This is a genomic window from Aquirufa novilacunae, from assembly GCF_045310505.1.
GTDB lineage: Bacteria > Bacteroidota > Bacteroidia > Cytophagales > Spirosomataceae > Aquirufa > Aquirufa novilacunae.
In genome coordinates, this window is the sequence record NZ_JBEWZG010000002.1 from 351,775 (window position 1) to 375,139 (window position 23,365).

The following is a 23,365-nucleotide window of genomic DNA, read 5'->3' on the forward strand; positions in this document are numbered from 1 at the left end:
TAAGTGGATGGCGTAGGGATATTTAACGTAGTTCCCGACAAAGTAGCTGAGCCAGTTCCGGTTGTTGTTAAGGTTATATTTGAACTAGAGGAGGCAGTTCCGTAGGTTATTTCTTTGGTTAAAGAATCGTAAAATAAGGGGTTTGTCGTGGAAGCATTTCTAATAGGAGCGACATAAAAACCCGAGGTAGTAGGATTTAATGGACTTGCAAATCCATTCGCATTAATGGCAATACTATTGGCGGCTTGTGAGTTACCAGCAAAGGCACCTAGCGCAACGGAATTAGCGCCTTGGTTATTTTGGCCAGCCGCAAAACCAATGGCTACTGCACTGCTTCCTTGACCTGATTGCGCTGCATTGGGACCGATGGCCACCGAAGCACCTCCTTGGTTATTCTCGCCGGCTACATTTCCAATGGCAATGGAACTACCGCCTTGGTTGTTTTTTCCTGCTCCAGAACCCACACCGACGGCTCCATCTCCCTGAAGACTATTTCCTGCTTGATCTCCTATCGCCGTTTTAGTGGCTTTTAATCCGATGATCGTTTTGAGGCTGTTTAGGTCAGTAACCCCTGTACCGCCATTTGCTAGGGGTAATGTTCCCGAAAAAGATGAGGCATTATTGCTTGCAATTGCACTTAATGTACCGTTTGCATCTATGCTTAAGTTACTTCCTACTTTCACCCCACCTAAAGTAGAAGCACTCGCGACAGGTAAAGAATAGGCCGAAGGGATGGTAGGTTTATTTGATAAATCATTATAATCTCCAGACGTAGCTACGGTTGATAAACTTGAAGTGTTTGCTTTTAATGCCAAAGCCGTGTTCATATCTGACGTGTTTGCTTTTAATGCCAAAGCTGATGTTACATCTGCCGCATTTGCTTTCAACGCTAAACCCGGAACAGTAGGCGCTACTGCCGTTCCACCTAAATCGCCCGCTAATTTTATTTTACCTTTTGTGTTTGCGTCAGCATCAACGATGGTAGCCCCCGCGATTTGGCTCACCACAAAAGAGTTATCTGCCTTTGCTGCTAAGGCTGTTGTGACATCAGAAGCATTTGCTTTTAAGGCTAAAGCTGTCGTTACATCAGAAGCATTTGCTTTTAAGGCTAAAGCCGTGGTCACATCTGAGGTGTTTGCTTTTAATGCCAAAGCAGGAACAGTAGGGGCATCCGCAGTCCCAGCCAGATCGCCTGCTAATTGTATCTTACCTTTTGTGCTAGCATCCGCATCCGCGATAGTTGCCGCTGCTACCTGAGTTACCACGAATGTTTTGATAGTACCCGTATCTGCTTTAGCAGCAAGAGCTGCCGTCATGTCAGTGGTGTTCGCTTTTAGAGCAAGTGCCGCTGTTACATCTGTCGAATTCACCTTCAGTGCTAATCCAGAATTCACATCCGCCACATTTGCCTTCAAATCCAATGCGGCCTTCGTCGCCGTTGAAACAGGCTTCGCTGCATCAGACGTATTATCTACGTTTCCTAATCCAAGATTTACACGAGCATCCGCCGCTGTTGTTGCACCTGTTCCTCCACCTGCGATGGATAAGACGGAGCCTAGTTTGCCGGCAGTTTCAGCGTACAAAGCATAGGGATTGTAGTTCAGTTTTTGGTCAGATACTTTCGTGTAAGAAGCACCTTGGTTAAAGCTGACGTGTACTTGTAAAGTTTTTTGTGAGGCGTCCCAAACCAATGCATTAAATGAAGACGTAGACACCGATCCGATCAGTAAATTCACTAGACCGTATGCATCCGTTTTGGTTTTTTGCACCTCTTCGAATTGCAAAGTGGAGCCATTGTAAATGCTGAATTTCATCCACACATCGCCATTCACTAAAGGCTGGCCAGAGATATCTTGACCCGGTATTTCGATCGCATTAGGATCGAGCACAACGGCTTGGTAGGAGAGACCTTTTTGGGAAAAACCTAAGTAAGAAACTAAAAGAAAAATGATTGAGAACAGATACTTTTTCATAAAAAGAATTATTTAGAAAGGCTAAGGCCAATGCTGAATGTAGATGGGATGAAGTTTAATGTCGAGCTACCGAAATTGTAGCTGTCTAGGTGTTGGTATTTTGCAAACACGCCGATCTGTGGATTGATTTGCTTACTTATTTCAAAGCTGTAGCCGTACATGGTTCGTAGAGAACTGAACTGACTATCGCTGGATAAATCCACGTAGCGGTTTAACAGAAACTGATTTCCGTTAACTAGGGTAGAAGCCGCCACCTGCAGTTTTGAAACAAGAGCGATGCCTTTGCCTAAAGAAAGCTTAGGGCCGAATCCAGCCTGGACACCAATGAAATCAGTGGCATAGGAGAAGGGAATGTTTTGCACATCACCTACATTATTGAACTGATTATAATTAACACCATAATCAACCAGAAAGGATTTCGAAAGCTTAGATTCACGAGATATGCTCATGTGCAAGCCAGAGGCAGGACGCAAGAAGGACGGATTTGATCCGGCTGAATTTGTAAAAACGAAGGAAGTAATGTTCGAGCCCACTTCCAGTTTGTAAGACTGTGCTAGAGATGAAAAACCAATAAGCAATAGGAGTAAAATTCTTTTCATGTGTTATTGTTTAACGAGACTTTTTGTGATGACTTGGTTGTTAGTAACCAGACGTAATATGTATTTGCCTGTGTGCAGGCGATCAAAATCGAGTAGCTGTACTTCGCTGAGATTCGCAGCGATTTCTCCTGACCAAACACGTAACCCATCGATGGAATACAATTCGACAGTTGAAGGAGACGAACTAGCGCGAGATAGTTTCAAGCGAAGCTCAGAGACAAAAGGATTAGGGAAAGCTTCAACAGAAACAAGTATACCTGGTTCCACCGAACGACGAAGAGAACGAGCGGTGGGCTGCACGAAACCTTGGCGAATGACACGGGTTCCCACACTCTGTGTTCCTAAAACCACCGACGACTGACCTATTGATTGCAAATAGGTTGAACTACCTATGCCGGAGGATAGGGTTGATATCTTCATTGGATTCTTTTGGGAGAATGCAGTGAATAAAATCAAAAAACATCCAAAAATTAGAAGAAATCGCAGGGTCATTTGTAGACTTTAATCCTGCAAAAAAAAGCCAATTAGTTCGGTCAGGGCGATAAATCACAAGGATTGTCGTTTGGAAAAAAAATAAAAAGACAACTCCTCGTTTTTAAAGTGTATGGTTATTTTTTTTAAAAACTATTTTTGTAAAGACTTACAAGTATCTACAGAAATATGGATTTTTCGGCAATACTACTTTCTATCATCATCTCGATCATATTGTTAATTAACCATTGGGAGCACAATAAAGCGGTCCTATTTTTAATTATCATGTTCTTCGGATTCATCATGCGACAGCTTGCTTTACTCTTATATTTTTCGAGTTTAGACTCTAGTCAAATGGTTTTTATTTACACGAACTTCGATCCTTTATTCGCATTGATAGGGCCAAGTTTTTACCTCTATTTTAAATCCCTTGTGAAGGGCAAAAATGAATTTAGTTGGAGAATTGTATTTCACCTGTTGCCCGCCTTATTGATATTAGTAAACAGCATTCCTTATTATTTGTTGGACTTAACTGCTAAGTTAGAGCTGTTAAATTCCCTTCGGTTTGGGCGGACTAGTAAACTAACTGAGGCCCCACATGTATTTTTTGGTTTTGCTAGTCAAAAAATGGTAGTAATCAGTCTAATTAATGGCTCTTATGCTGCTTATACCTTGTTTTATTTATATAAAAATTTTAGGGACGAAGCTGTTTTAATAAAAAAGAAGTCTCAATATGTGCTTAGGAATTTAGTTGCCATTTCGATTATTTGCATTAGTATACATGGCATTTTTGCCTACGTTATTTTCCCAAATTATATTTTGGGCAATCCTTCCGTTTCGGCTCAGCTGCCTTTTTACATCCTTTTACTCTCACCCATTTGTCTCTTTTTATTTCCAAGTTGGTTGTATGGCGAATCCAAGGAGACGGTATTTGAGCGGTTTTGGCAGGCGTTCAAAAAAGCCTTAAATAACTCCCAAAACCTACCAGAAGAAACCCTCCACCAATCCGAAGACCTAAATCGAATCATCGCTTTTATTCAAGACAACAAACCCTATTTAAAAGAAAATTTTTCGCTGCACGACATCTCGCGTTCGCTCAATATTCCGCACGTTCGCGTCACAAATTGTTTCAATAAACAACTGATGATTTCCTTCCCGGTTTACCGAAATAAACTGCGAATCGACTACGCGACTTCGCTACTTTTTCATGGGGAACATCTAAGCACGTCGATCGAAGGAATCGCATCAAAGGCTGGATTCAAAAGCAAATCAGCTTTTTACATTGCCTTCAAGGCAGAACACGGCATGACACCTATTGAGTGGATTAAGGAGAATTTATAAATGAGGCGATTAATTTCGCTAATCGCCTCAAAAAAGCTCGATTTATGAGGCGATTAGAAAAATTGAATCGCAGTTTAAATCAAAAAATACGCCGTTGCCCTTCCTACACCTTCTCTCCACAGTAATTTCTTTTCTACTAGTTCTGCTAATGTTTTCTTTACCGTGGGAAGTGGTATGTCTAGTCTACTTGAAATTTCACCTGAACTACAGCCAGGACGGTTTTCAATTAAGAATAGTATACTGCGTTCGCGCTGGGAGGTAGTTTCGTTATCTATTCTTCTTTGGTCTAATTTCAACATCAAGTTTTCTTGAATATGACTTAAACAGCTTAAGAAAAAGCGAAGCCACTCGGTGATATCTTCTCCGGGTCTATTGCGTTGGGTGTCCATCAAGACTTTGTAATAGGCCGATTTCCTGTTTTCGATCTCGTTTTCAAAGCTGATATATTGTATCCATGAATAGCCATTTTTTAAAAGTAGAAGACTACCTAGTAACCTACTTAACCGTCCATTGCCGTCTTGAAAGGGGTGAATGCTTAAAAATTCATAAACAAATACGGCCACTTTAATGAGGGGAACCGTTTCCTGGTCAGCATTGTACCAATCGATTAAACGAATCATATCATCTTGCGTCTGTAGGCCGGGCTCACTTGTTTTGAAAATTACCTGCTTACTTCCGTCTACTAAATTTGCTTCTACCGAATTACTGATCTGCTTAAATTTGCCTCTATGCCAGGCATCTTTTTCCCCATGATTCAGTAACAGACTATGCAAACCCATGACTTGATTTTCGGTAATTTCGATGGAGTCAAAATGTTCAGATATGGTATCCAAAGTTTCAAAATATCCTGCCACCTCCTGTTGATCTCTTTCCTCAAAAGTGGAAATCTCGATTCTTTTGATCAGCACCTCCACCTCATCATCCGTCATTCGGGATCCTTCAATACGGGTAGACGCTCCCACACTTTGAACCGTCGCGATAGACTTTAATTGTTTCAAGGTGTCTCCTTCCCGTTTTTCAAAGTTTGTCCAAGCCGCATCAAATCGATCGATTTTAGCTATTTCGGACAAAATTTTCATGTCAATCTCAAGCTGTAGGTTATTTATCTTCATCGGATTATATACGGAAATATCCGTAAATATACGATAATATATCCGTAAACAAGCTTACTTCTATCCCCGCAAACCTGCATGTTTTTCAGTAAATTTTGTGCATTTTGCGCTTTCAAAAGCGTAAGCCTCTAAACAAAAATACATGATACACACGATGCGTTGGTTCGGACCGAACGACCCCGTTTCCTTGATGGAAATCCGTCAAGCGGGTTGTACCGGAGTCGTGACCGCCTTGCACCAAATCACGGTGGGGGAAGTTTGGCCTATCGAAGCGATTCAAGAACGCATTTCTATTATTGAAGCGGGGAATAAGGACTGGACACCTTTGCATTGGTCCGTGGTGGAATCACTCCCGGTGCACGAGGGGATTAAGAAAGCCTTGCCTTCGCGTACTCAGTTGATTGAAAATTACAAAACCTCATTACGAAATCTCGCAGCTTGCGGAATCAAAACCGTGTGCTATAATTTCATGCCGGTCTTGGATTGGTCGCGGACGAAATTGAATTTCGAAATGCCGGATGGGGCGCGGGCTTTGCGTTTTGTTTGGACGGATTTCGCGGTGTTTGATTTGCATATTTTACAGCGGCCGGGGGCTGCGGCGGATTATACTCAGGCGGTGCAAGAGGCGGCCGCTCAGCGTTTCTCTGCAATGACGAATGAGGAGAAAGAAGAGTTAAAAAATACGGCATTATTAGGCCTTCCGGGTTCAGAGGAGGCTTTTCATTTAGAGAATTTCCAAAGTCTATTAGACGAATACCGCGACATTTCAGCGGACCAATTGCGGGAGAATTTGCACTACTTTGTGCGATCTATTGCGCCTTTGGCACAGGAATTAGGCATCAATTTATGCATCCATCCGGATGATCCTCCTTTCCCATTATTGGGCTTACCACGCGTGGTGAGTACTGAGGCGGATTTAGCGGCATTGATGGAGGCGTCGCCAGAACGTGCAAACGGAATAACGTTTTGCACAGGCTCTTTAGGCGTGCGTGCAGATAATGATTTACCGGGGATGGTTCGCCGCTTTGCGGACCGCATTCACTTCCTGCATTTACGCGCTACGTTCCGGGAACAAAACGACCCATTAATCTTCCATGAGGCACCGCATTTAACGGGGGATGTGGATATGTTCGAAGTCGTAAAGGCGGTGGTGGAAGAAGAAAAAAGAAGAGGAGGAGAGGAGATTCCGATGCGCCCAGATCACGGCCACCAAATGTTAGATGATTTGAAAAAGAAAACGTATCCGGGCTATTCGGCGATCGGAAGATTGCGTGGTTTAGCGGAAATCCGCGGACTGGAATTAGCGATCCGCTCCTTTTTAGCCGTGTTTTTTGTGGTCTGCAGTTTCGCACTGAAGGCAGATGACGGCTACCGTTTGTGGTTGAAGTTTGACAAAGTTTCAAGTGCTGCTCGCTATGCGCCCTATGCAAATTCTGTTTCATCGGAGTTTGCCTCGACGCCTATTTTAGAGACGGCTCGCAAGGAGCTAGCGATTGGATTGAAGGGTTTGACTGGGGTGGCGCCACGCGCGATTTCGGAAAATGGAAGCATACAATTTGTGAAAGATGCGACGATTCCGGCAGAAGGATTCGAAATTCAAGTGGATAAAAAGGTCCAAGTAAAAGTGGAAGGCCTAAGTGTCGTAGGTCGGAAATATATTCGCATCAAAGCCAGCTCTGACCGAGGCATTTTGTACGGTGTTTTCGAATTATTAAGAACGATTCAGCAGGAGAAACCTTTGGCAAACATATCCTCATCGCCCAAAGTCAAATTCCGCATGTTGAACCACTGGGACAACGTGATGGGCACGATCGAGCGCGGATACGCCGGACAATCGCTGTGGAAATGGTACGAATTGCCGGAGACGGTCGACCCGCGCTATACGGATTACGCCCGGGCAAACGCGTCCATCGGAATCAACGCCGTTTCAGTAAATAATGTGAATGCGTCGGCGCGGTTTTTAACGCCGGAGTATTTGGCAAAAGTCAAAGCCTTAGCGGACGTTTTTCGTCCCTACGGAATCAAATTATTTTTATCGGTGAACTTCGCTTCGCCTAAGATTTTAGGTCGATTGAAAACGTCTGATCCATTGGATCCTGAGGTGCGCGCTTGGTGGGCAGCGAAGACGAAAGAGGTGTATGGTTATGTCCCGGATTTTGGCGGGTTTTTAGTCAAAGCGAATTCCGAAGGCGAGCCAGGACCACAGGAATATGGTCGCACGCACGCGGATGGGGCTAATATGCTCGCGGAGGCGGTGAAGCCCTTTAATGGATTGGTGATTTGGCGGGCCTTTGTTTATGCGCCTAATCCGAAAGGCGATCGCTTTAAGGAGGCCTATAACGACTTCAAACCCTTGGACGGAACCTTCGCGAAAAACGTGATTGTGCAGGTGAAAAATGGACCGATTGACTTCCAGCCACGGGAGCCATTCCACCCGCTTTTCGGTGCGATGCCGAAGACGCCTTTGGCCTTAGAATTCCAGATCACCCAGGAGTACACGGGCTTCAGCACGAACGTCTTTTATCAGTCGATTTTGTTCAAGGAATGTTTGGATTCGGATACCTACCAAAACGGCAAAGGATCCACCGTCGCCAAAGTCATCGATGGAAGTTTAGGCAACGACCAAATTACGATGATGGCCGGCGTGGCGAACACCGGATCAGACCGAAATTGGACGGGTCATTTGCTTTCACAAGCGAACTGGTATGCCTTCGGTCGTTTGGCATGGGATCACACGCTGAGCTCAGCACAAATCGCCGATGAGTGGGTGAAGCAGACCTTGACTCGTGACGTAAACGCATCGAAAACGGCCGCAGACATTCTGATGAAATCCCGCGACACCTATGTGAATTTCACGACGCCTTTAGGCTTGCACCATGTGATGGGCCAAGGAATTCACTGGGGCCCTGAGCCCTGGTTAGAGCGCAGCCAACGTCCTGATTGGACATCGATTTATTACCACCGCGCGGATTCATTGGGCTTGGGTTTTGACAGAAAAGCTACAGGGAGTAACGCCTTGAGTTTATACCATCCGTCGGTGGCACAAAAGTGGCTCGATCCGGCGAAAACGGATTTGAATTATTTATTGTGGTTCCACCATGTGGGCTGGAAGGAGAAATTGTCGACGGGGCGGACGCTTTGGGATGAATTCTGCTACCGCCTGAATACCGGTTTGCAGGAAGTGAAGGATTTGCAAAAGGAATGGGATTCGCTGCAAGGAAAAGTGGATCCAGAGATTTTTGCGGACGTGAAAGGGCGTTTATCGGCACAACAACGGGAGTCTGTTTTGTGGCGCGATGCGCATTTATTGTACTTCCAAACCTATTCGAAATTACCGATTAGCTACGGGACGCCTGCGCGGACTTTGGCAGAAATAAAAGAAATCGTACGAATTTATCAGTTAAAATAAGATGCAACAACCATTCTCATTACAGGGGCGCGTGGCGCTCATCACGGGCGGCGGAACCGGAATCGGATTCGATATCGCGAAATGCTTTATATCGTCCGGAGCCACCGTCATCATCACGGGACGCCGCGAAGACGTGCTAAAAGAGGCCGTTGCAAACCTGGGAGCGGGTGCACATTATGCGGTGAATGATGTGGCTGATTTGAACTTGACTTCACAGCTAGTTGCGGAACTCGTTACGAAATATGGCGCCATCGACATCCTCGTAAACAACGCCGGCATCAACATGAAGCGCCCGGCAGTCGAGGTTTCGGATGACGATTTTGCGAACATTATTAACGTGAACTTGAACGCCGTTTTTGCTTTGACACGCGAAGTGGGGAAACACATGCTCGAACGCGGAAAAGGTTCGATCATCATGATTTCCTCGATGGCGGCTTACTATGGCATCGATCGTGTGGCAGCTTATGCGTCTTCGAAAACAGGTATTTATGGTTTAGTGAGAGTACTGGCATCTGAGTGGTCTGGCAAGGGCGTTCGCGTGAATGCCATCGCACCTGGATTTATCGAAACGGCGATGAGTCGGACGGCGATGAATTCGGATCCGGATCGCAAACACAAGGCGATGGATCGCACGCCGATGGGGTATTTTGGGAAACCAGAAGACATCGGCTGGGCAGCGGTTTATTTAGCTTCGGATGCATCCAATTACGTAACAGGCGTCTCAATCCCGGTTGACGGCGGGAATTCAATCGGATTCTAATGAAAGGAAATTACCGCTGGGTGGTGGTCGCCCTCTTGTTTTTTGCGACGACGATTAACTATTTAGATCGCCAGGTGATCGGCTTGTTGAAGCCCACGCTGGAGAAGGAATTGAACTGGTCGGAGACGGATTACAGTTTCATCGTGATGTGTTTCACGGCGTCCTATGCCCTGGGATTGTTAGCTTTTGGGAAGGTAATCGATAAGATAGGGTCCAAAATGGGTTATGCCATTTCGATTGTGATTTGGTCAATTGCGGCGATGGCACATGCTTTAGCAAAAACTTCGTTCGGATTCGGCGCGGCACGCGCCGCTTTAGGAGCCGGTGAGGCGGGGAACTTCCCCGCTGCGATTAAGACGGTCGCCGAGTGGTTTCCGAAGAGAGAACGCGCCTTAGCCACAGGAATTTTTAACTCTGGCGCAAACATCGGGGCAATGGTCGCACCCATCATGGTGCCTTGGATATTGGGAGCCTATGGCTGGCAAGAGGCTTTCATTATTACGGGTGCGATTGGATTTGTTTGGTTAGCCTTGTGGTGGTGGTTTTACGAGGTGCCTGCAAAACATCCTTTGGTAACGAAAGAAGAATTAGCGCACATCCAAAACGTAGAAGAGGAGGTGACAGACGTCGCACCCATCGCTTGGGGCAAGCTTTTCGGTTATCGCCAAACCTGGGTCTTCATCGTAGGCAAGTTCTTTACCGATCCCATCTGGTGGTTTTTCTTGTTTTGGTTGCCGTCTTATTTCTCGACAACTTTCGCGTTAGACTTGAAAAAGCCGAGTCTTCATTTAGCGATTTTGTTTACCTGCACCTCGATCGGTAGCATCGGTGGAGGCTATATTTCGGGTTATTTCATCAAGAAAGGCTGGCCGGTGTACAAGGCACGCAAGTATTCGATGTTCTTCTTCGCGCTCTGTGCGGTGCCCATTATTGGGGCGCGCTGGGCGACGGATATTTGGCAGGCGGTATTCTTAATTTCTATCGCGGCATCGGCTCACCAGGCTTGGTCTGCGAACATCTTTACGACGGTTTCGGATATGTTTCCCAAACACGCCGTTTCCTCTGTCGTGGGGATTGGTGGCCTCGCGGGTTCGCTAGGTGGTGTGATTTTCCCCTATATTATCGGGGCGGTTTTGGATGCTTACAAGGCAGACCAGGCTTTATCTGATGGATATAATATTATATTTGTGGCCTGCGGCTGCGCTTATTTATTTGCGTGGTTGCTCATTCATTTCATTTCTCCTAAAATGGAGATCGTTAAATCGTAGATCGATGAAAAAATTACTAATTGCTTTATTCGCTTTTACTAGCGGTGCATACGCTCAAGATCACCATCCATTAGAAGGCGCATGGGATTTAAACGTAGCTATGGAAAACCGCAATGGCGGGGTGTCTACCGCACCCTCTTGGTTAGAAGTGCGTCACTCGGGTCATAAAACCCTGACTGGACGTTTTGTAGGGGATGGTGGTTCAGCCCGTCCTATTTCAGAGGTATTTTATAAAGACGGTCATATTTCGTTTAAAATCCCCCCTCAATGGGAGTTGACAGATGTTCAGATGAGCTTTGAGGGAGATTTGAAAGACGGGAAACTGTCAGGAACGATCACAAAACCAAACGGCAAAGCGATGGCTTTCACGGGTGTTCGTGCTCCGTCGTTATGGAGAGCTGCGGAACCTGTTTGGGACAAACCGATCACCTTATTCAACGGAAAAGACTTAACAGGTTGGAAAGCTTTAGGGCCTAAAAACCAATGGATCGTGGAGAACGGCGTGTTAAAAAGCCCAGCTTCTGGTGCGAATTTATGCACCGAACAAAAGTTCAACGACTTCAAATTACACATTGAATTCCGCTTACCAGCAGGTAGTAACAGTGGCGTTTATTTACGCGGCCGTTACGAAGCACAGGTGGAAGACAGTTTTGGGAAAGAGCCCTACAGTATCTACTTAGGCGGTATTTACGGCTTTATTGATCCCCTTTTTCAAGCGGCAAAACCGTCAGGCGAATGGCAGACCTACGACATTACCTTAGTAGGACGCAAAGTTTCTGTTACCTTAAATGGCCAAAAAGTCATCGTCGAACAAAACATCCCTGGCATCACAGGCGGCGCAATGGACAGCGACGAAGCAGCGCCGGGACCTATCATGATGCAAGGCGACCACGGTCCGGTGGAGTACAGAAATATCGTATTAACACCGGCGAAATAATGAAAAAAACGCACTTGACAGAAGATTGGACAGTTGTTCTTTTAGGCTTCCTAATCATCGGTGTAGCCCTAATTGGCATCAAAATTCCAAGTCCTTCATTCGGCTGGGAATCAACCTCGGATTTAACTGAAAAAGTGCTCACGGCGGGTAATCTGGTGAAGCTCGCACAGATCTTCGTGTTCACCTATGTGATCGCTTTATTGGCGGCAAGTGTATTAGGAAAAAGTGTGGCAGGAACCGCGAAAGGTTTTCCGATTGTGTTTGTCCTTACTTCGCTGGCATTAGTTTTAGCGGGCAATGCCTTCTTGAAAAACTGGAACCTTGAAGCGGTGATCTTTAGCTTATCGATCGGATTATTGTTAAGCAATTTCTTCAGCTTGCCGGCCTGGTTAACGGAGACGCTTTCGACGGAATTGTTCGTGAAGATCGGTTTGATTTTATTAGGAACGAGCGTGATTTTCGGGGACATTTTGAAAGCCGGATCACTTGGTTTAGTTCAGGCTTTGGTGGTGGTTATTTCGGTCTGGTATTTTGCTTTTTGGATTTCCAAAAAAATGGGTATCGACGAGGAATTCGCCATCATGATTTCCAGTGCGGTATCTATCTGCGGTGTTTCGGCAGCGATTGCTACTTCTGGAGCCATTAAAGGGGATTCAAAAAAGCTATCTTATGTCATCTCTATCGTCTTGATTACAGCGATTCCGATGATCATTTTCTTGCCATTTATTGCTCAGGCCTTAGGTCTATCACAAGCGGTGACGGGTGCCTGGTTAGGCGGTACCATCGATACGACGGGGGCAGTCATTGCTTCGGGAACGATGGTAGGTGAGGAGGCTTTGAAGATTTCAACGATTGTGAAATTCTCCCAAAACGTACTTCTAGGATTCGCTGCCTTCGCGATTTCGATCTATTGGACCTTGACAAATAACCAGTCCGACACGGTAAAGGAAAGCAAGCCTACGGTGGGAATCATCTGGGAGCGTTTCCCAAAATTCGTGTTAGGTTTCATCGCAGCCTCGCTTCTTTTCTCGTTTGTGATTTCTTCGGAAACCATCGATTCGGTGAAAGGAGGATTCAAAGCCTTGCAGGGATTGTGGTTTGCTTTGGCCTTCACTAGCATCGGATTAGAAACGAAGTTTGCGGATCTTTTCTCCAAAGAAGGGAAGAGGCCACTCTACGCCTTTTTGATCGCGCAGCTGTTTAACGTGTTCGTAACCTTGCTGGTGGCGTATCTATTATTTTAGAAAACGAAATAGAATATATAGTCTAGGGTTTTTATAGAATAATATGCTATTTTTGCCAAATGAAGTATTTGTTTTTCTTTTTGTTCCCGCTCTTCGCCGTACAAGGTCAAAATCAAGTAGAGCATCAATCTCAAGTTTGGTATGGCTATTATTTGACTATCCCTATGAATGCGAATTGGTATGTTCAGGGAGAGGTGCATACGCGACATTTCATAGATCCTTTCGTGCACCATCAAAATGCTTTCAGGGCACATGTGCATCGTACTATTGGGGAGAATTGGGATATTTCTGCTGGAGCGGCTCTCTTTTTGAATACCCCTAACGATCCTCTGGCTAAAGTTCGATTAGCCATTCCAGAATACCGGCCGCATTTGGATATAGCCTACAGGCATAAGTGGAGTGCAATTCGGGTAGATCACCGTTTTCGATCCGAGATGCGTTTTAACCGAGAAACGAATGCGAGCCGGACGGAACTTACAGATGGGGTTAACTTCAGTAATTACCGTCTTCGTTACCGAATTCAAGCCTTGTTTCCTTTTTTCAAGCAAATTCAGGGGAAAGTGAATACAGAAATTTTGTTAAACGCTGGTCAAGAAAATCCAGCAAATACCTTAGATCAACATCGAATGTTTGCTGGATTGAGTATTCCTCTTCGTTCGAATTTAACACTCGATGTGGGGTATTTGCATGCCTTCGTACAGCGCCCAAATTTGAACTATTACGACCGAAGTATTTTGAGTTTAATGCTGTATCACCGGCTTCCTTAAATAGCTTTTTTTTGCCAATCCCATAACACGATATTCCAACCAATTCCACCATAATCTAAGGTATCGATGACCTGGAAACCGCGTTTTTGATGTGCTTTTAAAGATCGTTGATTCGCTTGTGCAACGTCCGTGACACAATAGGTGTATTGATTTGCATAATGATCGCGGAAACCACCGTAGAGTTTTTGGACTAGATCCTGACCTCGATACTCTTTCGAAACACAAAGCTGAGCCACAATCGCATAATTTTCAATTGGTTTGCTTTCGAATTGGCAGCGTTCAATATTCTCCACTAAATCCGCTAATAGGTCATGGTGTCGGGCAGTTTCTGGTAGAGCCACTAGGCTATAACCCACCACCTTTTCCCCATCCTTCGCGATGATGCCCGGACTTGTCATGTGAAGTAATTCTAAAAAAGGGAGATCATATTCCGCCATCAAAAACCCTTGCGATTCCGCCTCATCTGCTGAAATATTTTTCCGTAAATTGGCCTGCTGTAAGGCTAAAACGCCTTCGAGTTCTGCCTGGTTTGTCACTAATTTTATCTCTACCATAGTAATTAGATTAGTGTAATAACAACGCGTCTGTACCTCGTCAATGCTGGCGAACCCGTATCCGTTCCTTCTACCACGACGTGGAAAGTGTCGCCTTTTTTAGCGGTTGCTGGTATTTTCACGATGATGCGGCCATCCGAAAGTGTCGCGTCCGCTTTCCCGGATCCTGCTTCCGGATAGGGCCAAACTTTCAGCTTCACCTCATTCCCATCTGGATCTCTCGAGGTCACCTGTAGCGTTAGAATCGCACCGGCTTTCGCGCTCACATTCATCCCTTCTTTCACGGTAATCTGCGGCGCGTGATTCGCCTCTTTGAACGATTTCACACACCAATCTGCGCGTGCCGCAAAGTCTTCTTGCGCGGCGATTAACCAGCGAGTTTGGGAATAAGAAATATCTAATTTCCCCGTCTCCGGATTGAAATCAGCGGCCTTTTCGTTGTCTTCGAATCGGTAGGGATTTCCCTCTGCTAAAGCGAAACGGCCACCCCATCCGCCGAAGGACGGGTTGTTCAAATTATTCAAACCTACATCCACGAGGTGTAAAAAGGCGGGAGAATCTCCCTCCGAAATGAAATCATAAGGGCTGAACGAACCCCATTGGGCATTCTTCAACTTAGTCGGATCACCGTGAATATGTTCGTCGTCGCCGGCTTGTTTTTGGCCATCTCCGTACGAATAATACATCTTTAATAGTGGTCCGTGATTCTGAATAATCTTCGGTCCCATGTACGTTCCTTCGAAATAGGGTTGTGTCGCCTTAGGCATAATGCGTTTCCAGGGATACGCGAAACTCCCAAACTGGTGTGCATTATAAAACACCCGAATCTGTGGCCAGTGTCCAGCAATGTAATTTTTCAAGGTCGCATCCTGATCCATCACGGTGTAGATGATGGCCTTTTTCGAGATTTTGTCTTTAATACTAGGCCAGTTTTTATCGCCAGTAAACTGCTCTTCGATCGACTTCAATGCTCTCGCAATCGTATTCGTTCCACCCCAAGCCTGTAAAAAAATGGGCTCCGGATCGTTATCCAAGAGTTTCATCTTAATCCATTCTGAACCTTCTGTCACCTGCTCCATCTCACCTTCAAAATCGATATTTCCTACCTTCACCAAACTAGTTAAATAAGCAGGAGCGGGGTAGTTTTTATCGTGCAAAATCAAGTTCGGATGGACCTGAGCATAGGCCTTCAATAAGTCTTGAATCCAATTTACACCGGGCCAGCGAAGATCGGTTTTAGGGCCATACATCGTCCGCGTCATCTCCATTTCCGACGTGAATTTTGTCCCTTTTCCATCGCCTTTGTAGTGCCACATCGAGCTCGAATACACCAAACCCTCTACTTGGTATTCGTTCGAATAAAGGAGCATTCGGATGAAGGTGTCCACGTCATCAATTTCGCCGTCAGTCGTAACAATCGTTCTGGGAAGAGGGCCTTTTGCGAACACCGACGCGCTCACCAGAAGAAGGAATAAGATTTTTTTCATGTTAGGATACATTTTAGGATATATGGATGTCAAAACCCTGCAGTAAACCTGCCAAACCATCCTGCGAAAACTTCGCTTTTTTGATTTGATTTAGGCTCGGATGAATGACGTAATTGAAGGCAGTTCGGAAGTCCGCTTTGCTCACATTAGTTTGGTCAAAAAGTGCGCCTGCCAAATCGCAATCATCGAATGTGGCCTCCGAGAAATCAGCTTCTGTGAAGTCCACTTCGTGCAAAGAGCAACCCGCGAACTTGGTCTTTTTGCCTTTGATTTGATAGAAAGAAGATAGATTCAGCACACAGGTATCGAAGCTTACTTCGAATAAAAAAGGATTACAGGCTTCGAACCGAAGGCCCTGCATTTTACAGTCTTTGAAGTGGACTTTTTGCAAGGCTGCGCCGCTGAGTTTAACCAGACTTAGATTGCAAGACTCAAACGTGCAGTCTACAAATTGGAAGTTTTTGAAATCCGCCGATTCGAATTGGCAGTTTTTGAAAACGCAATGTTCATATTCGCCGATGGCGAGGGTGCTTTCTTTTTCGAATTTTTGGTCGACGATATACGGCTTTTCCATGCCGCAAATTAGGGATTTTTCCTTATTTTGCTCCTTCTAAACCTCTACCATGAAAAAACTATTCCTTCTACTTGCTCTCAGCACCATTCTTTTTGCGCAACAAAAAATCGATTTAGGCACATTGAAAGGGGGAGGCTATCAAGTTTTGATGCCCGCTAAATGGAATAAAAAACTGGTGATGTATGCGCACGGCTACCAATTTATGGGGACTCCAGCGGCGAGTGCGAATGCGGGATTAGATAAAAAATTGCAGGTTATTTTAGACCGTGGCTTTGCGGTGGCGGCCTCGGATTATCCGATTCAAGGATTTGCTTTACCCGAGGGAGTCGATGCGACCGAAGAATTACGCCAAGCCTTTATTAAGAAGATGGGTCAGCCGGACTCCACTTTTATGATGGGACACTCGATGGGTGGAGGAATTACGTTTGCGACGTTGGAGAATTTTGGCCAACATTATAATGGTGGATTACCCTTATGTCCGCTCTCTTCGCGTCCGTATTTACAATGCAGAAAAGAGTACGATATGTATGCCACGATGAATGGTTTGTTCCCGGGAATCGTGCCGTCTTTGAAGGATATTTTTGACATTAACAGTTCCGTTGGATTTGTATCATTTGCTACAGCAGGCCAAAGAATGGGAGAGATTAAAAAGGCTTTATTACAAAAAGACTCCGTTTTAGCAGTAGCTTTTGCGAAGCGTTTCGATCTGAAATTAGATGATCTTCCGGGCGCTCTGTTTTTCAACCAAAACGTTTTACGCGATATCGCACTTAAGCTAAAAGGCAATCCTTTTGACAACACGGAAACGCTTTATACCGGCTTCCCAGATAATTTGAAAGTGAACGCAGTGGCAGAACGCTTACCTGCTACAAAGGATCAAGCACAGCTTTTTGCGCGCTATGATCGCACCGGAAAAATCGACAAACCAGTCGTATTAATGCACACGATTTATGATCAATTAATTCCCGTTTCGTACGCGGTGACGAACATCGAAAATATGATTCATGCCCAAGGCCGCGATTCATATTTTGCAGTGAAATACACGAATGGACAGGCGCATTGCCAGTTCACGGATGAGCAAACGGCGAAGGCCTTTGATGCGATGCGGAACTTTGTGAAGACGGGCAAAAAACCGGCGATTGAGTTTTTGCCTTAGGCAATCTTTCCTTAGACTCATCGTTTAACGTAAGATTTTCGTAATTTTGCGCCATGAACAAAACCCTTCTTCTCCTACTTTTGAGCGTCTCTGTGTTCGCTCAAAAATCGTTTAAGATTGCCTCCCCTTCTGATCAGATTTCTATCCAGCTGACGCAAGGAGCGGATAGAGCGCTAAAATACCAGGTTTTTTACAAGGCCAAAGAAGTCATCTCGGCCTCTGACCTAGGTTTCACCTTGAAAAAGCCCGCTTTAGAGCTGCGCAAATTTCAGGTGTTGGGCGTGGATTCTACGACCTATGACGGGACCTGGAAACCGGTGTGGGGAGAGGTAAAAGAGATCCGAAATAACTACAAGGAATTAACGTTGCACTTGAAGGAATCTGGGGTATTACTCGATGTCATTTTCCGCGTTTTCGATGACGGGATTGGCTTCCGTTATTTCTTCCCGGCGCAGGATAATTTCAAACATTTTATCGTCGATAACGAGTGGTCATCCTTCACGATGACGGGGGATCATAATGCGTTTTGGATCCCGGGTGATTATGATACGAATGAGTATACCTACCAAAGGACTAAAATCTCCGAAATTGACGCCCTCGCTGCAGCAGCAAAAGAAAAAGACATCGCGGTGACTTCGTTAATGGGCAAAAATTTCGTTCAAACTCCCCTGATGTTAAAGTCTGCGGATGGGATTTACATCAACGTTCATGAGGCAGCATTGGTGAATTATCCGGCTATGCATTTGAAGCAAGAAGGCTTCGAATTTACCTCGGCACTCGTACCAGATGCAGTGGGAAACAAGGCCTATGCGCAAACACCATTTAATACTCCCTGGAGAACGATTGTGATCTCGAATAAGGCAGAACAGATTTTGGCCTCCAAATTAATATTGAACTTAAACGAGCCTTCAAAAATCAAAGATTCCACCTGGATTAAGCCCCAAAAATTCCTGGGCATGTGGTGGGAAATGCACGTAGGCAAAGCGAACTGGCCACTAGCCGGCGGCAAGCACGGAGCAAACACCGAAAACGTGAAACGCTACATCGACTTCGCGGGCAAACACGGATTCGACGGCGTTTTAGTGGAAGGCTGGAACCAGGGCTGGGAAGATTGGTTTGGCAATTGGAAAGAAGAGGTCTTCGATTTCGTAACACCCTACCCAGATTACCAGATCGATACGCTAACAAAATATGCCGCCTCCAAAGGCCTAAAGCTCATCATGCACCACGAAACCTCGAGTTCCGTAACGAACTACGAACGCCGAATGGATGCCGCCTACCAATACATGGTAGACAAAGGAATCAACACGGTGAAGACCGGTTACGTGGGAAAAATCATCCCGCGCGGCGAACACCACGATTCCCAATGGATGGTCAACCACTACAACCGTGTCGCCGAAAAAGCAGCAAATTACCATTTGATGGTCGACTCCCACGAGTCCGTGCATCCTACCGGTTTACACCGCACCTATCCAAACTGGATGGCCGCTGAAGCAGCCCGTGGATCCGAATTTAACAATGCGCCAACCCTCGGAATTAACGCGGAACACACGACCATTTTACCTTTCACGCGCTTGATGGGCGGCCCTATGGATTATACGCCGGGCTTATTCCATATGAACTTGAATCAATTTGATTCGACTAGAACGACGAAGGTGCGCTCGACGTTAGCAAAGCAATTAGCACTTTACGTGACCATTTATAGCCCGTTACAAATGGCGGCGGACTTACCTGAAAACTACGAGCCTCGTTTAGATGCCTTCCAATTCATCAAAGATGTGGCGGTAGACTGGGACGACACGAAAATTATTTCGGCGGAACCAGGCGAATTCGTGACCATCGCCCGGAAGGCAAAGGGCAAAGACACTTGGTTTATTGGTTCCATCACCAATGCCACGGCCCGCAACATGTCCTTCGATATGGACTTTTTGGATCCAGATAAAACCTACGAAGCCATGCTCTACCGCGATGCGGATGACGCTGATTTTGAGAAAAATCCAGAGGCTTATGTCGTGGAAAAACGCTTAGTGACGGCGAAGTCAAAAATGACTTTCCGCTTGCAACGTGGAGGCGGATGTGCCATCAGCTTAAGACGCTTAAATTAACATGGAGCTATTCGATTTCCCTTCTGACCCTTCTGTAAACCTGCTTCCAGGTGAAGGGATTGTGAATTATTATGGGAAATTGATGTCTGCATCGGAAGCCAATGCAATGGCGCAAGCCCTGCTAGATCGCATCGAATGGCGAAACGACGAAGCGGTCATTTACGGCAAACGTATCATCACGAAACGCAAGGTAGCTTGGTACGGCGAGGAGGCTTTTTCGTATACCTATTCGAACACCACGAAGACCGCCTTGCCTTGGACCCCTGAATTACTCTTCTTGAAAAACCTGGCCGAAAAACACTCCGGCGAAACCTATAATTCCTGCCTTTTAAACCTGTACCACGACGGCTCCGAAGGGATGGCTTGGCACAGCGACGGCGAAAAAGATCTTCGAAAAAATGGGGCGATTGCCTCGCTTAGTTTTGGGGCAGAACGTAAATTCTGCTTCAAGCACAAGAAATCCGGAGAAAAAATCGACGTCTTTTTAGAAGCGGGCAGCCTACTCGTGATGAAAGGCGAAACCCAAACCCACTGGTTACACCGCCTACCGCCCACCACGAAGGTGCATCAACCTAGAATCAATTTGACTTTCAGAACGATCGTCACAACCAGTGCTACATAGACGGGGAAAGTAAAAAGCAAAAGGGCGAAAAGCACTGAGTCATAAAAAACAGAATCTTTCGTTTTCGCCGCCGCGAATGCCCGAACGGGTACATAAAAAGGTAGGGCAAAATAATACAAGAACCCTTTAGTGAACCCGGGATGCTCCGGCACTTTGATTAGGCGCTCCATCTTCTCAAAAACAACCGCATTAAATCGAACGCGATCCGTCGCCTCGACGATGGGTGTGGGCCAGGATAAGTTTTCGAAGGCCAAGTGAATGCCTTTTCCGAAAGCTGTAAAACTCGAATACCCAATCCCCGCAATCTGAACAATTGGGAATATTCCTTCCGCATGTGCGCTCTCTAAAATACGGCTTGCTCCTTTTTTAAAGGGCTGTAATTCGTGGGTGTTGAGGCAGATTCCTTCAATGAAAATCAATACAATTCCGTCGTTGCGGAGGCATTCTACCGCCTTTTGAAAGGTGTTGGCATTCAAGTGGAGGTGCTCTTTTCCTTCTCTTTGGCGAAATACCGGAAGCATATTTAATTGCCTTAACAAGAACCCGAAAACCGGATTTCTAAACACATCGCCTCGCGCTAAATAATTAATTTTTCGGGGATAGAGTGCGCCGATAATGACGGCGTCAAGGAATGAATCGGGGTGATTCACCACTAATAAAACCGGACCTTTCGTGTGCATCAATTCCGCATTTTTCACCACGATGGACGGGCAAAAGAGTCGCAGCGCGAATCGAACCAATATTTTTAGGAGAAAGATCAAGTAATTCTTTAATTTTAGCGCTCGCAAGGTTTAAAAATTTTCGCATGCAAGCAAGTTTTCTATCCGTGGTTTTAATGCCCCTCGCCCTCGCCATCATCATGACTGGTTTGGGATTATCGCTCACGATCGCGGATTTCAAGCGCGTGTATGAATACCCAAAAGCGGTCATTGTGGGACTAGGCACCCAAATGATTTTGCTTCCTCTCATCTGCTATTTTATTGCTACCGGTTTGCATTTGCCGGCTGAATTAGCGGTCGGATTAATGCTTTTAGCCGCCGCTCCAGGAGGGCCATCTGCGAACTTATACTCGCATATCGCGAAAGGGGATGTCGCCTTAAATGTCACCCTTACGGCCTTAAACAGTATTTTATCGGTTATTTCCATTGCCTTAATCGTGAACCTCTCGATGAAACTTTTAATGCAGCAAGACGCCTACGTTCCCTTGCAGTTTTCGAAGGTGTTAGAGGTTTGTCTGATCGTTATTTTGCCTGTGTCTGTCGGTATGTTGATCCGGAAAAAGGCGCCTGAATTCGCTGCACGGCTCGAGTCTCCGGTGAAAATTCTCTCCGCTATTTTCCTTGCCTTGATTATCGTTTTAGCGGGTTGGAAGGAGCGCGATCACTTGATGGCAGATATTCAAACCGTCGGTTTAGCCTGTCTTTTATTTAATGTGGCCTGCCTTTCGATCGGGTATTTTCTGCCGCGATTATTGAATTTGGAGAAGAAGCAGGCGATCGCAATCGGGATGGAAATAGGGATTCACAATGGCTCTTTGGCCATTTTTATTGCGCTGAATGTGATCGGGAATGGAACGATGACGATTCCGGCCGTGGTCTACAGTATCGTGATGTTTATAACGGCGGCAATTTTTGGGTGGCTGGTGAACCTGCGCAACTAAAAACCTGCGCAACTATTCTGCGGACTCTGAACTCGCCCTTTTCTTTTCAATCTTCTTGATATTCCAAATATAAAGCGTCTCCACCTTCGCTCTCGCCCACGGCGTTTTGCGCAAGAAAGTCAAACTGGATTTGATACTCGGATCACTTGCAAAGCAGTTAATTCGAATCTTGCGAGCCATCTCTTCCCAGCCTAAAAGATCGACTAGGTCTGTTAAGATTTTTTCAAGTGTTACACCATGTAATGGATCGTTGCTCATGAGGAAGGATTTGAAAACCAAGACGCATATTCCACATAATTATAGGCGGTGCGTTTGAAAACTTCGGCCGCATCTGGGCTCACATCTTTTAAATATTTCGCTGGATTTCCTGCATAAATCGTTCCAGCTGGAACGCGGGTTCCCTGGGTTACAATGGCTCCGGCAGCAATAATGCTCCCTTCTTCGATGTAGGCATTGTCCATCACGATGGCCCCTATTCCGATGAGCACATTATCTTCGATGGTGCATCCATGTACGATCGCATTGTGGGCGATGGATACGTAATTGCCGATGGAAGTGACGGTTTTTTGGTAGGTACAATGTACCACGGCGCCGTCTTGAATATTGGAATAATCGCCAATGCGGATGGAGTTTACATCCCCACGAACGACCGCATTAAACCAAATAGTGCAATGTTTTCCTGTTTGCACATCGCCTACTACGGTGGCATTAGGTGCTACCCAATTGTCTTCGCCGAAGGAAGGGGAAACCCCTTTTACTGGTAAGATTAGGCCCATTTTCCTTGTAGTTTAAGCACTTTTTCGATGACATCTCTTACCGCGCCACGCCCCCCATTGAAGGGTGAAACGTATTTTACGACCTGGTGCAATTCGGGAATCGCATCGGCCGGACAGGTACTTAAAATATCCGGTCTTGACATGATTTTTAGATCTGCCATGTCGTCGCCCATGTAGAGGATTTCGTTTTCTTTTACGCCTAATTTGGGGAGTAATTCGAGGTAGGTTTCGAGTTTATCTTTGCCGCCAAGCCCGAAATAGATGTGTTGAAACTTGAGGTTTTCTAGGCGTTTTTTGACCCCCGCATGACTTCCGCCGGTAATCACACACATCGTATAATTTGCCTCGCGCGCCTTTTCTAGCGCATAGCCATCGCGGATGTAAAAGGTGCGGAAATGTTCGCCCGTTTCGAGCACGTGTACATTGCCGTCCGTCATGACGCCGTCGATGTCAAAAATGAAGACTTTTATATCGCTGAATAGGGAAAGTACGTTAGACATAGGGAGTATTTTGACCCAAATATCTGAATATTTTATGTATTTTTATCCCT

22 protein-coding genes are annotated in these 23,365 nt (G+C 45.7%); 11 read left to right on the forward strand and 11 right to left on the reverse strand.

The genetic code is table 11. From position 1 onward, the window contains the following. The 3 genes from V7S74_RS06830 to V7S74_RS06840 all read right to left on the reverse strand — a co-directional run. Window positions 1–1,973 (reverse strand): beta strand repeat-containing protein (locus V7S74_RS06830; RefSeq protein WP_406778030.1); only part of this gene is annotated, 1,973 nt, incomplete at its 3' end. Between the two features lie 8 nt (window positions 1,974–1,981). Next, a complete protein-coding gene (locus V7S74_RS06835; RefSeq protein WP_406778031.1) occupies window positions 1,982–2,572 on the reverse strand; it encodes a hypothetical protein in 591 nt (196 codons plus the stop codon). 3 nt (window positions 2,573–2,575) lie between these two features. Beyond that, on the reverse strand, window positions 2,576–2,992 hold the full coding sequence (locus V7S74_RS06840) for a T9SS type A sorting domain-containing protein (protein WP_406778032.1): 417 nt from the start codon (window positions 2,990–2,992) through the stop codon (window positions 2,576–2,578). Window positions 2,993–3,862: 870 nt separating this feature from the next. Between V7S74_RS06840 and V7S74_RS06845 the strand changes: the two genes are divergently transcribed. After that, window positions 3,863–4,384 (forward strand): helix-turn-helix domain-containing protein, encoded by a 522-nt coding sequence (locus V7S74_RS06845; protein WP_406778033.1) that lies wholly within the window; start codon window positions 3,863–3,865, stop codon window positions 4,382–4,384. A 74-nt stretch (window positions 4,385–4,458) separates the two neighbouring features. Here V7S74_RS06845 and V7S74_RS06850 read toward each other — a convergent pair whose 3' ends face one another. After that, window positions 4,459–5,496 carry a Fic family protein gene (locus V7S74_RS06850; protein ID WP_406778034.1) on the reverse strand — a complete coding sequence of 346 codons (1,038 nt, stop codon included), beginning with the start codon at window positions 5,494–5,496 and terminating at the stop codon, window positions 4,459–4,461. Window positions 5,497–5,638: 142 nt separating this feature from the next. Between V7S74_RS06850 and uxuA the strand changes: the two genes are divergently transcribed. Genes uxuA through V7S74_RS06880 form a run of 6 tightly spaced genes read left to right on the forward strand, consistent with a single transcriptional unit; the run spans window position 5,639 to window position 13,881 of the window. Next, window positions 5,639–8,905 carry a mannonate dehydratase gene (gene uxuA / locus V7S74_RS06855; RefSeq protein ID WP_406778035.1) on the forward strand — a complete coding sequence of 1,089 codons (3,267 nt, stop codon included), beginning with the start codon at window positions 5,639–5,641 and terminating at the stop codon, window positions 8,903–8,905. A gap of 1 nt (window position 8,906) precedes the next feature. Then, entirely contained in the window at window positions 8,907–9,665 is a 759-nt protein-coding gene (locus V7S74_RS06860) for an SDR family NAD(P)-dependent oxidoreductase (RefSeq protein ID WP_406778036.1), read from the forward strand. Beyond that, window positions 9,665–10,933: an MFS transporter gene (locus V7S74_RS06865; protein WP_406778037.1), complete on the forward strand. Its 1,269-nt coding sequence runs from the start codon at window positions 9,665–9,667 to the stop codon at window positions 10,931–10,933. Before V7S74_RS06860 ends, V7S74_RS06865 begins: the two co-directional genes overlap by 1 nt. A 4-nt stretch (window positions 10,934–10,937) precedes the next feature. Further along, a complete protein-coding gene (locus V7S74_RS06870; RefSeq protein WP_406778038.1) occupies window positions 10,938–11,870 on the forward strand; it encodes a 3-keto-disaccharide hydrolase in 933 nt (310 codons plus the stop codon). Then, the gene (locus tag V7S74_RS06875; RefSeq protein ID WP_406778039.1) at window positions 11,870–13,114 is read left to right on the forward strand and encodes a YeiH family protein; all 1,245 of its coding nucleotides are present in this window, start codon (window positions 11,870–11,872) and stop codon (window positions 13,112–13,114) included. Before V7S74_RS06870 ends, V7S74_RS06875 begins: the two co-directional genes overlap by 1 nt. A 59-nt stretch (window positions 13,115–13,173) precedes the next feature. Beyond that, window positions 13,174–13,881, forward strand: a complete 708-nt coding sequence (locus V7S74_RS06880; RefSeq protein WP_406778040.1) for a DUF2490 domain-containing protein — start codon at window positions 13,174–13,176, stop codon at window positions 13,879–13,881. Here V7S74_RS06880 and V7S74_RS06885 read toward each other — a convergent pair. The 3 genes from V7S74_RS06885 to V7S74_RS06895 are packed head-to-tail and all read right to left on the reverse strand — an operon-like array spanning window position 13,878 to window position 16,496. Beyond that, window positions 13,878–14,435 carry a GNAT family N-acetyltransferase gene (locus V7S74_RS06885; protein ID WP_406778041.1) on the reverse strand — a complete coding sequence of 186 codons (558 nt, stop codon included), beginning with the start codon at window positions 14,433–14,435 and terminating at the stop codon, window positions 13,878–13,880. The genes V7S74_RS06880 and V7S74_RS06885 overlap by 4 nt on opposite strands. Before the next feature lie 5 nt (window positions 14,436–14,440). Further along, window positions 14,441–15,922 carry a DUF1593 domain-containing protein gene (locus tag V7S74_RS06890; protein WP_406778042.1) on the reverse strand — a complete coding sequence of 494 codons (1,482 nt, stop codon included), beginning with the start codon at window positions 15,920–15,922 and terminating at the stop codon, window positions 14,441–14,443. Between the two features lie 13 nt (window positions 15,923–15,935). Further along, the gene (locus V7S74_RS06895; RefSeq protein WP_406778043.1) at window positions 15,936–16,496 is read right to left on the reverse strand and encodes a pentapeptide repeat-containing protein; all 561 of its coding nucleotides are present in this window, start codon (window positions 16,494–16,496) and stop codon (window positions 15,936–15,938) included. A 49-nt stretch (window positions 16,497–16,545) separates the two neighbouring features. On the opposite strand from V7S74_RS06895, the gene V7S74_RS06900 reads away from it, so the two are divergent. Genes V7S74_RS06900 through V7S74_RS06910 form a run of 3 tightly spaced genes read left to right on the forward strand, consistent with a single transcriptional unit; the run spans window position 16,546 to window position 20,379 of the window. Further along, window positions 16,546–17,652 carry an alpha/beta hydrolase family protein gene (locus tag V7S74_RS06900; protein ID WP_406778044.1) on the forward strand — a complete coding sequence of 369 codons (1,107 nt, stop codon included), beginning with the start codon at window positions 16,546–16,548 and terminating at the stop codon, window positions 17,650–17,652. A gap of 53 nt (window positions 17,653–17,705) precedes the next feature. Next, window positions 17,706–19,757 (forward strand): glycoside hydrolase family 97 protein, encoded by a 2,052-nt coding sequence (locus V7S74_RS06905; RefSeq protein WP_406778045.1) that lies wholly within the window; start codon window positions 17,706–17,708, stop codon window positions 19,755–19,757. Between the two features lies 1 nt (window position 19,758). After that, complete coding sequence (locus V7S74_RS06910) at window positions 19,759–20,379, forward strand: alpha-ketoglutarate-dependent dioxygenase AlkB family protein (RefSeq protein WP_406778046.1); 621 nt, start codon at window positions 19,759–19,761, stop codon at window positions 20,377–20,379. On the opposite strand, the gene V7S74_RS06915 is transcribed toward V7S74_RS06910, so the two are convergent. Then, complete coding sequence (locus V7S74_RS06915) at window positions 20,325–21,140, reverse strand: 1-acyl-sn-glycerol-3-phosphate acyltransferase (protein ID WP_406778047.1); 816 nt, start codon at window positions 21,138–21,140, stop codon at window positions 20,325–20,327. The two genes, V7S74_RS06910 and V7S74_RS06915, sit on opposite strands and share 55 nt — an antisense overlap. 44 nt (window positions 21,141–21,184) lie before the next feature. Between V7S74_RS06915 and V7S74_RS06920 the strand changes: the two genes are divergently transcribed. Next, entirely contained in the window at window positions 21,185–22,039 is an 855-nt protein-coding gene (locus V7S74_RS06920) for a bile acid:sodium symporter family protein (RefSeq protein ID WP_406778048.1), read from the forward strand. A gap of 12 nt (window positions 22,040–22,051) precedes the next feature. Here the strand turns inward: V7S74_RS06920 and V7S74_RS06925 are convergent, their stop codons facing one another. From V7S74_RS06925 to V7S74_RS06935, 3 genes are read right to left on the reverse strand one after another with little or no spacing between them, the layout of a single operon-like run. Further along, window positions 22,052–22,297: a VF530 family protein gene (locus V7S74_RS06925; RefSeq protein ID WP_406778049.1), complete on the reverse strand. Its 246-nt coding sequence runs from the start codon at window positions 22,295–22,297 to the stop codon at window positions 22,052–22,054. After that, window positions 22,294–22,815: a gamma carbonic anhydrase family protein gene (locus tag V7S74_RS06930; protein ID WP_406778050.1), complete on the reverse strand. Its 522-nt coding sequence runs from the start codon at window positions 22,813–22,815 to the stop codon at window positions 22,294–22,296. The genes V7S74_RS06925 and V7S74_RS06930 overlap by 4 nt, the downstream gene beginning before the upstream one ends. Beyond that, window positions 22,806–23,315 (reverse strand): KdsC family phosphatase, encoded by a 510-nt coding sequence (locus V7S74_RS06935; RefSeq protein WP_406778051.1) that lies wholly within the window; start codon window positions 23,313–23,315, stop codon window positions 22,806–22,808. Before V7S74_RS06935 ends, V7S74_RS06930 begins: the two co-directional genes overlap by 10 nt. Window positions 23,316–23,365: the final 50 nt, after the last annotated feature.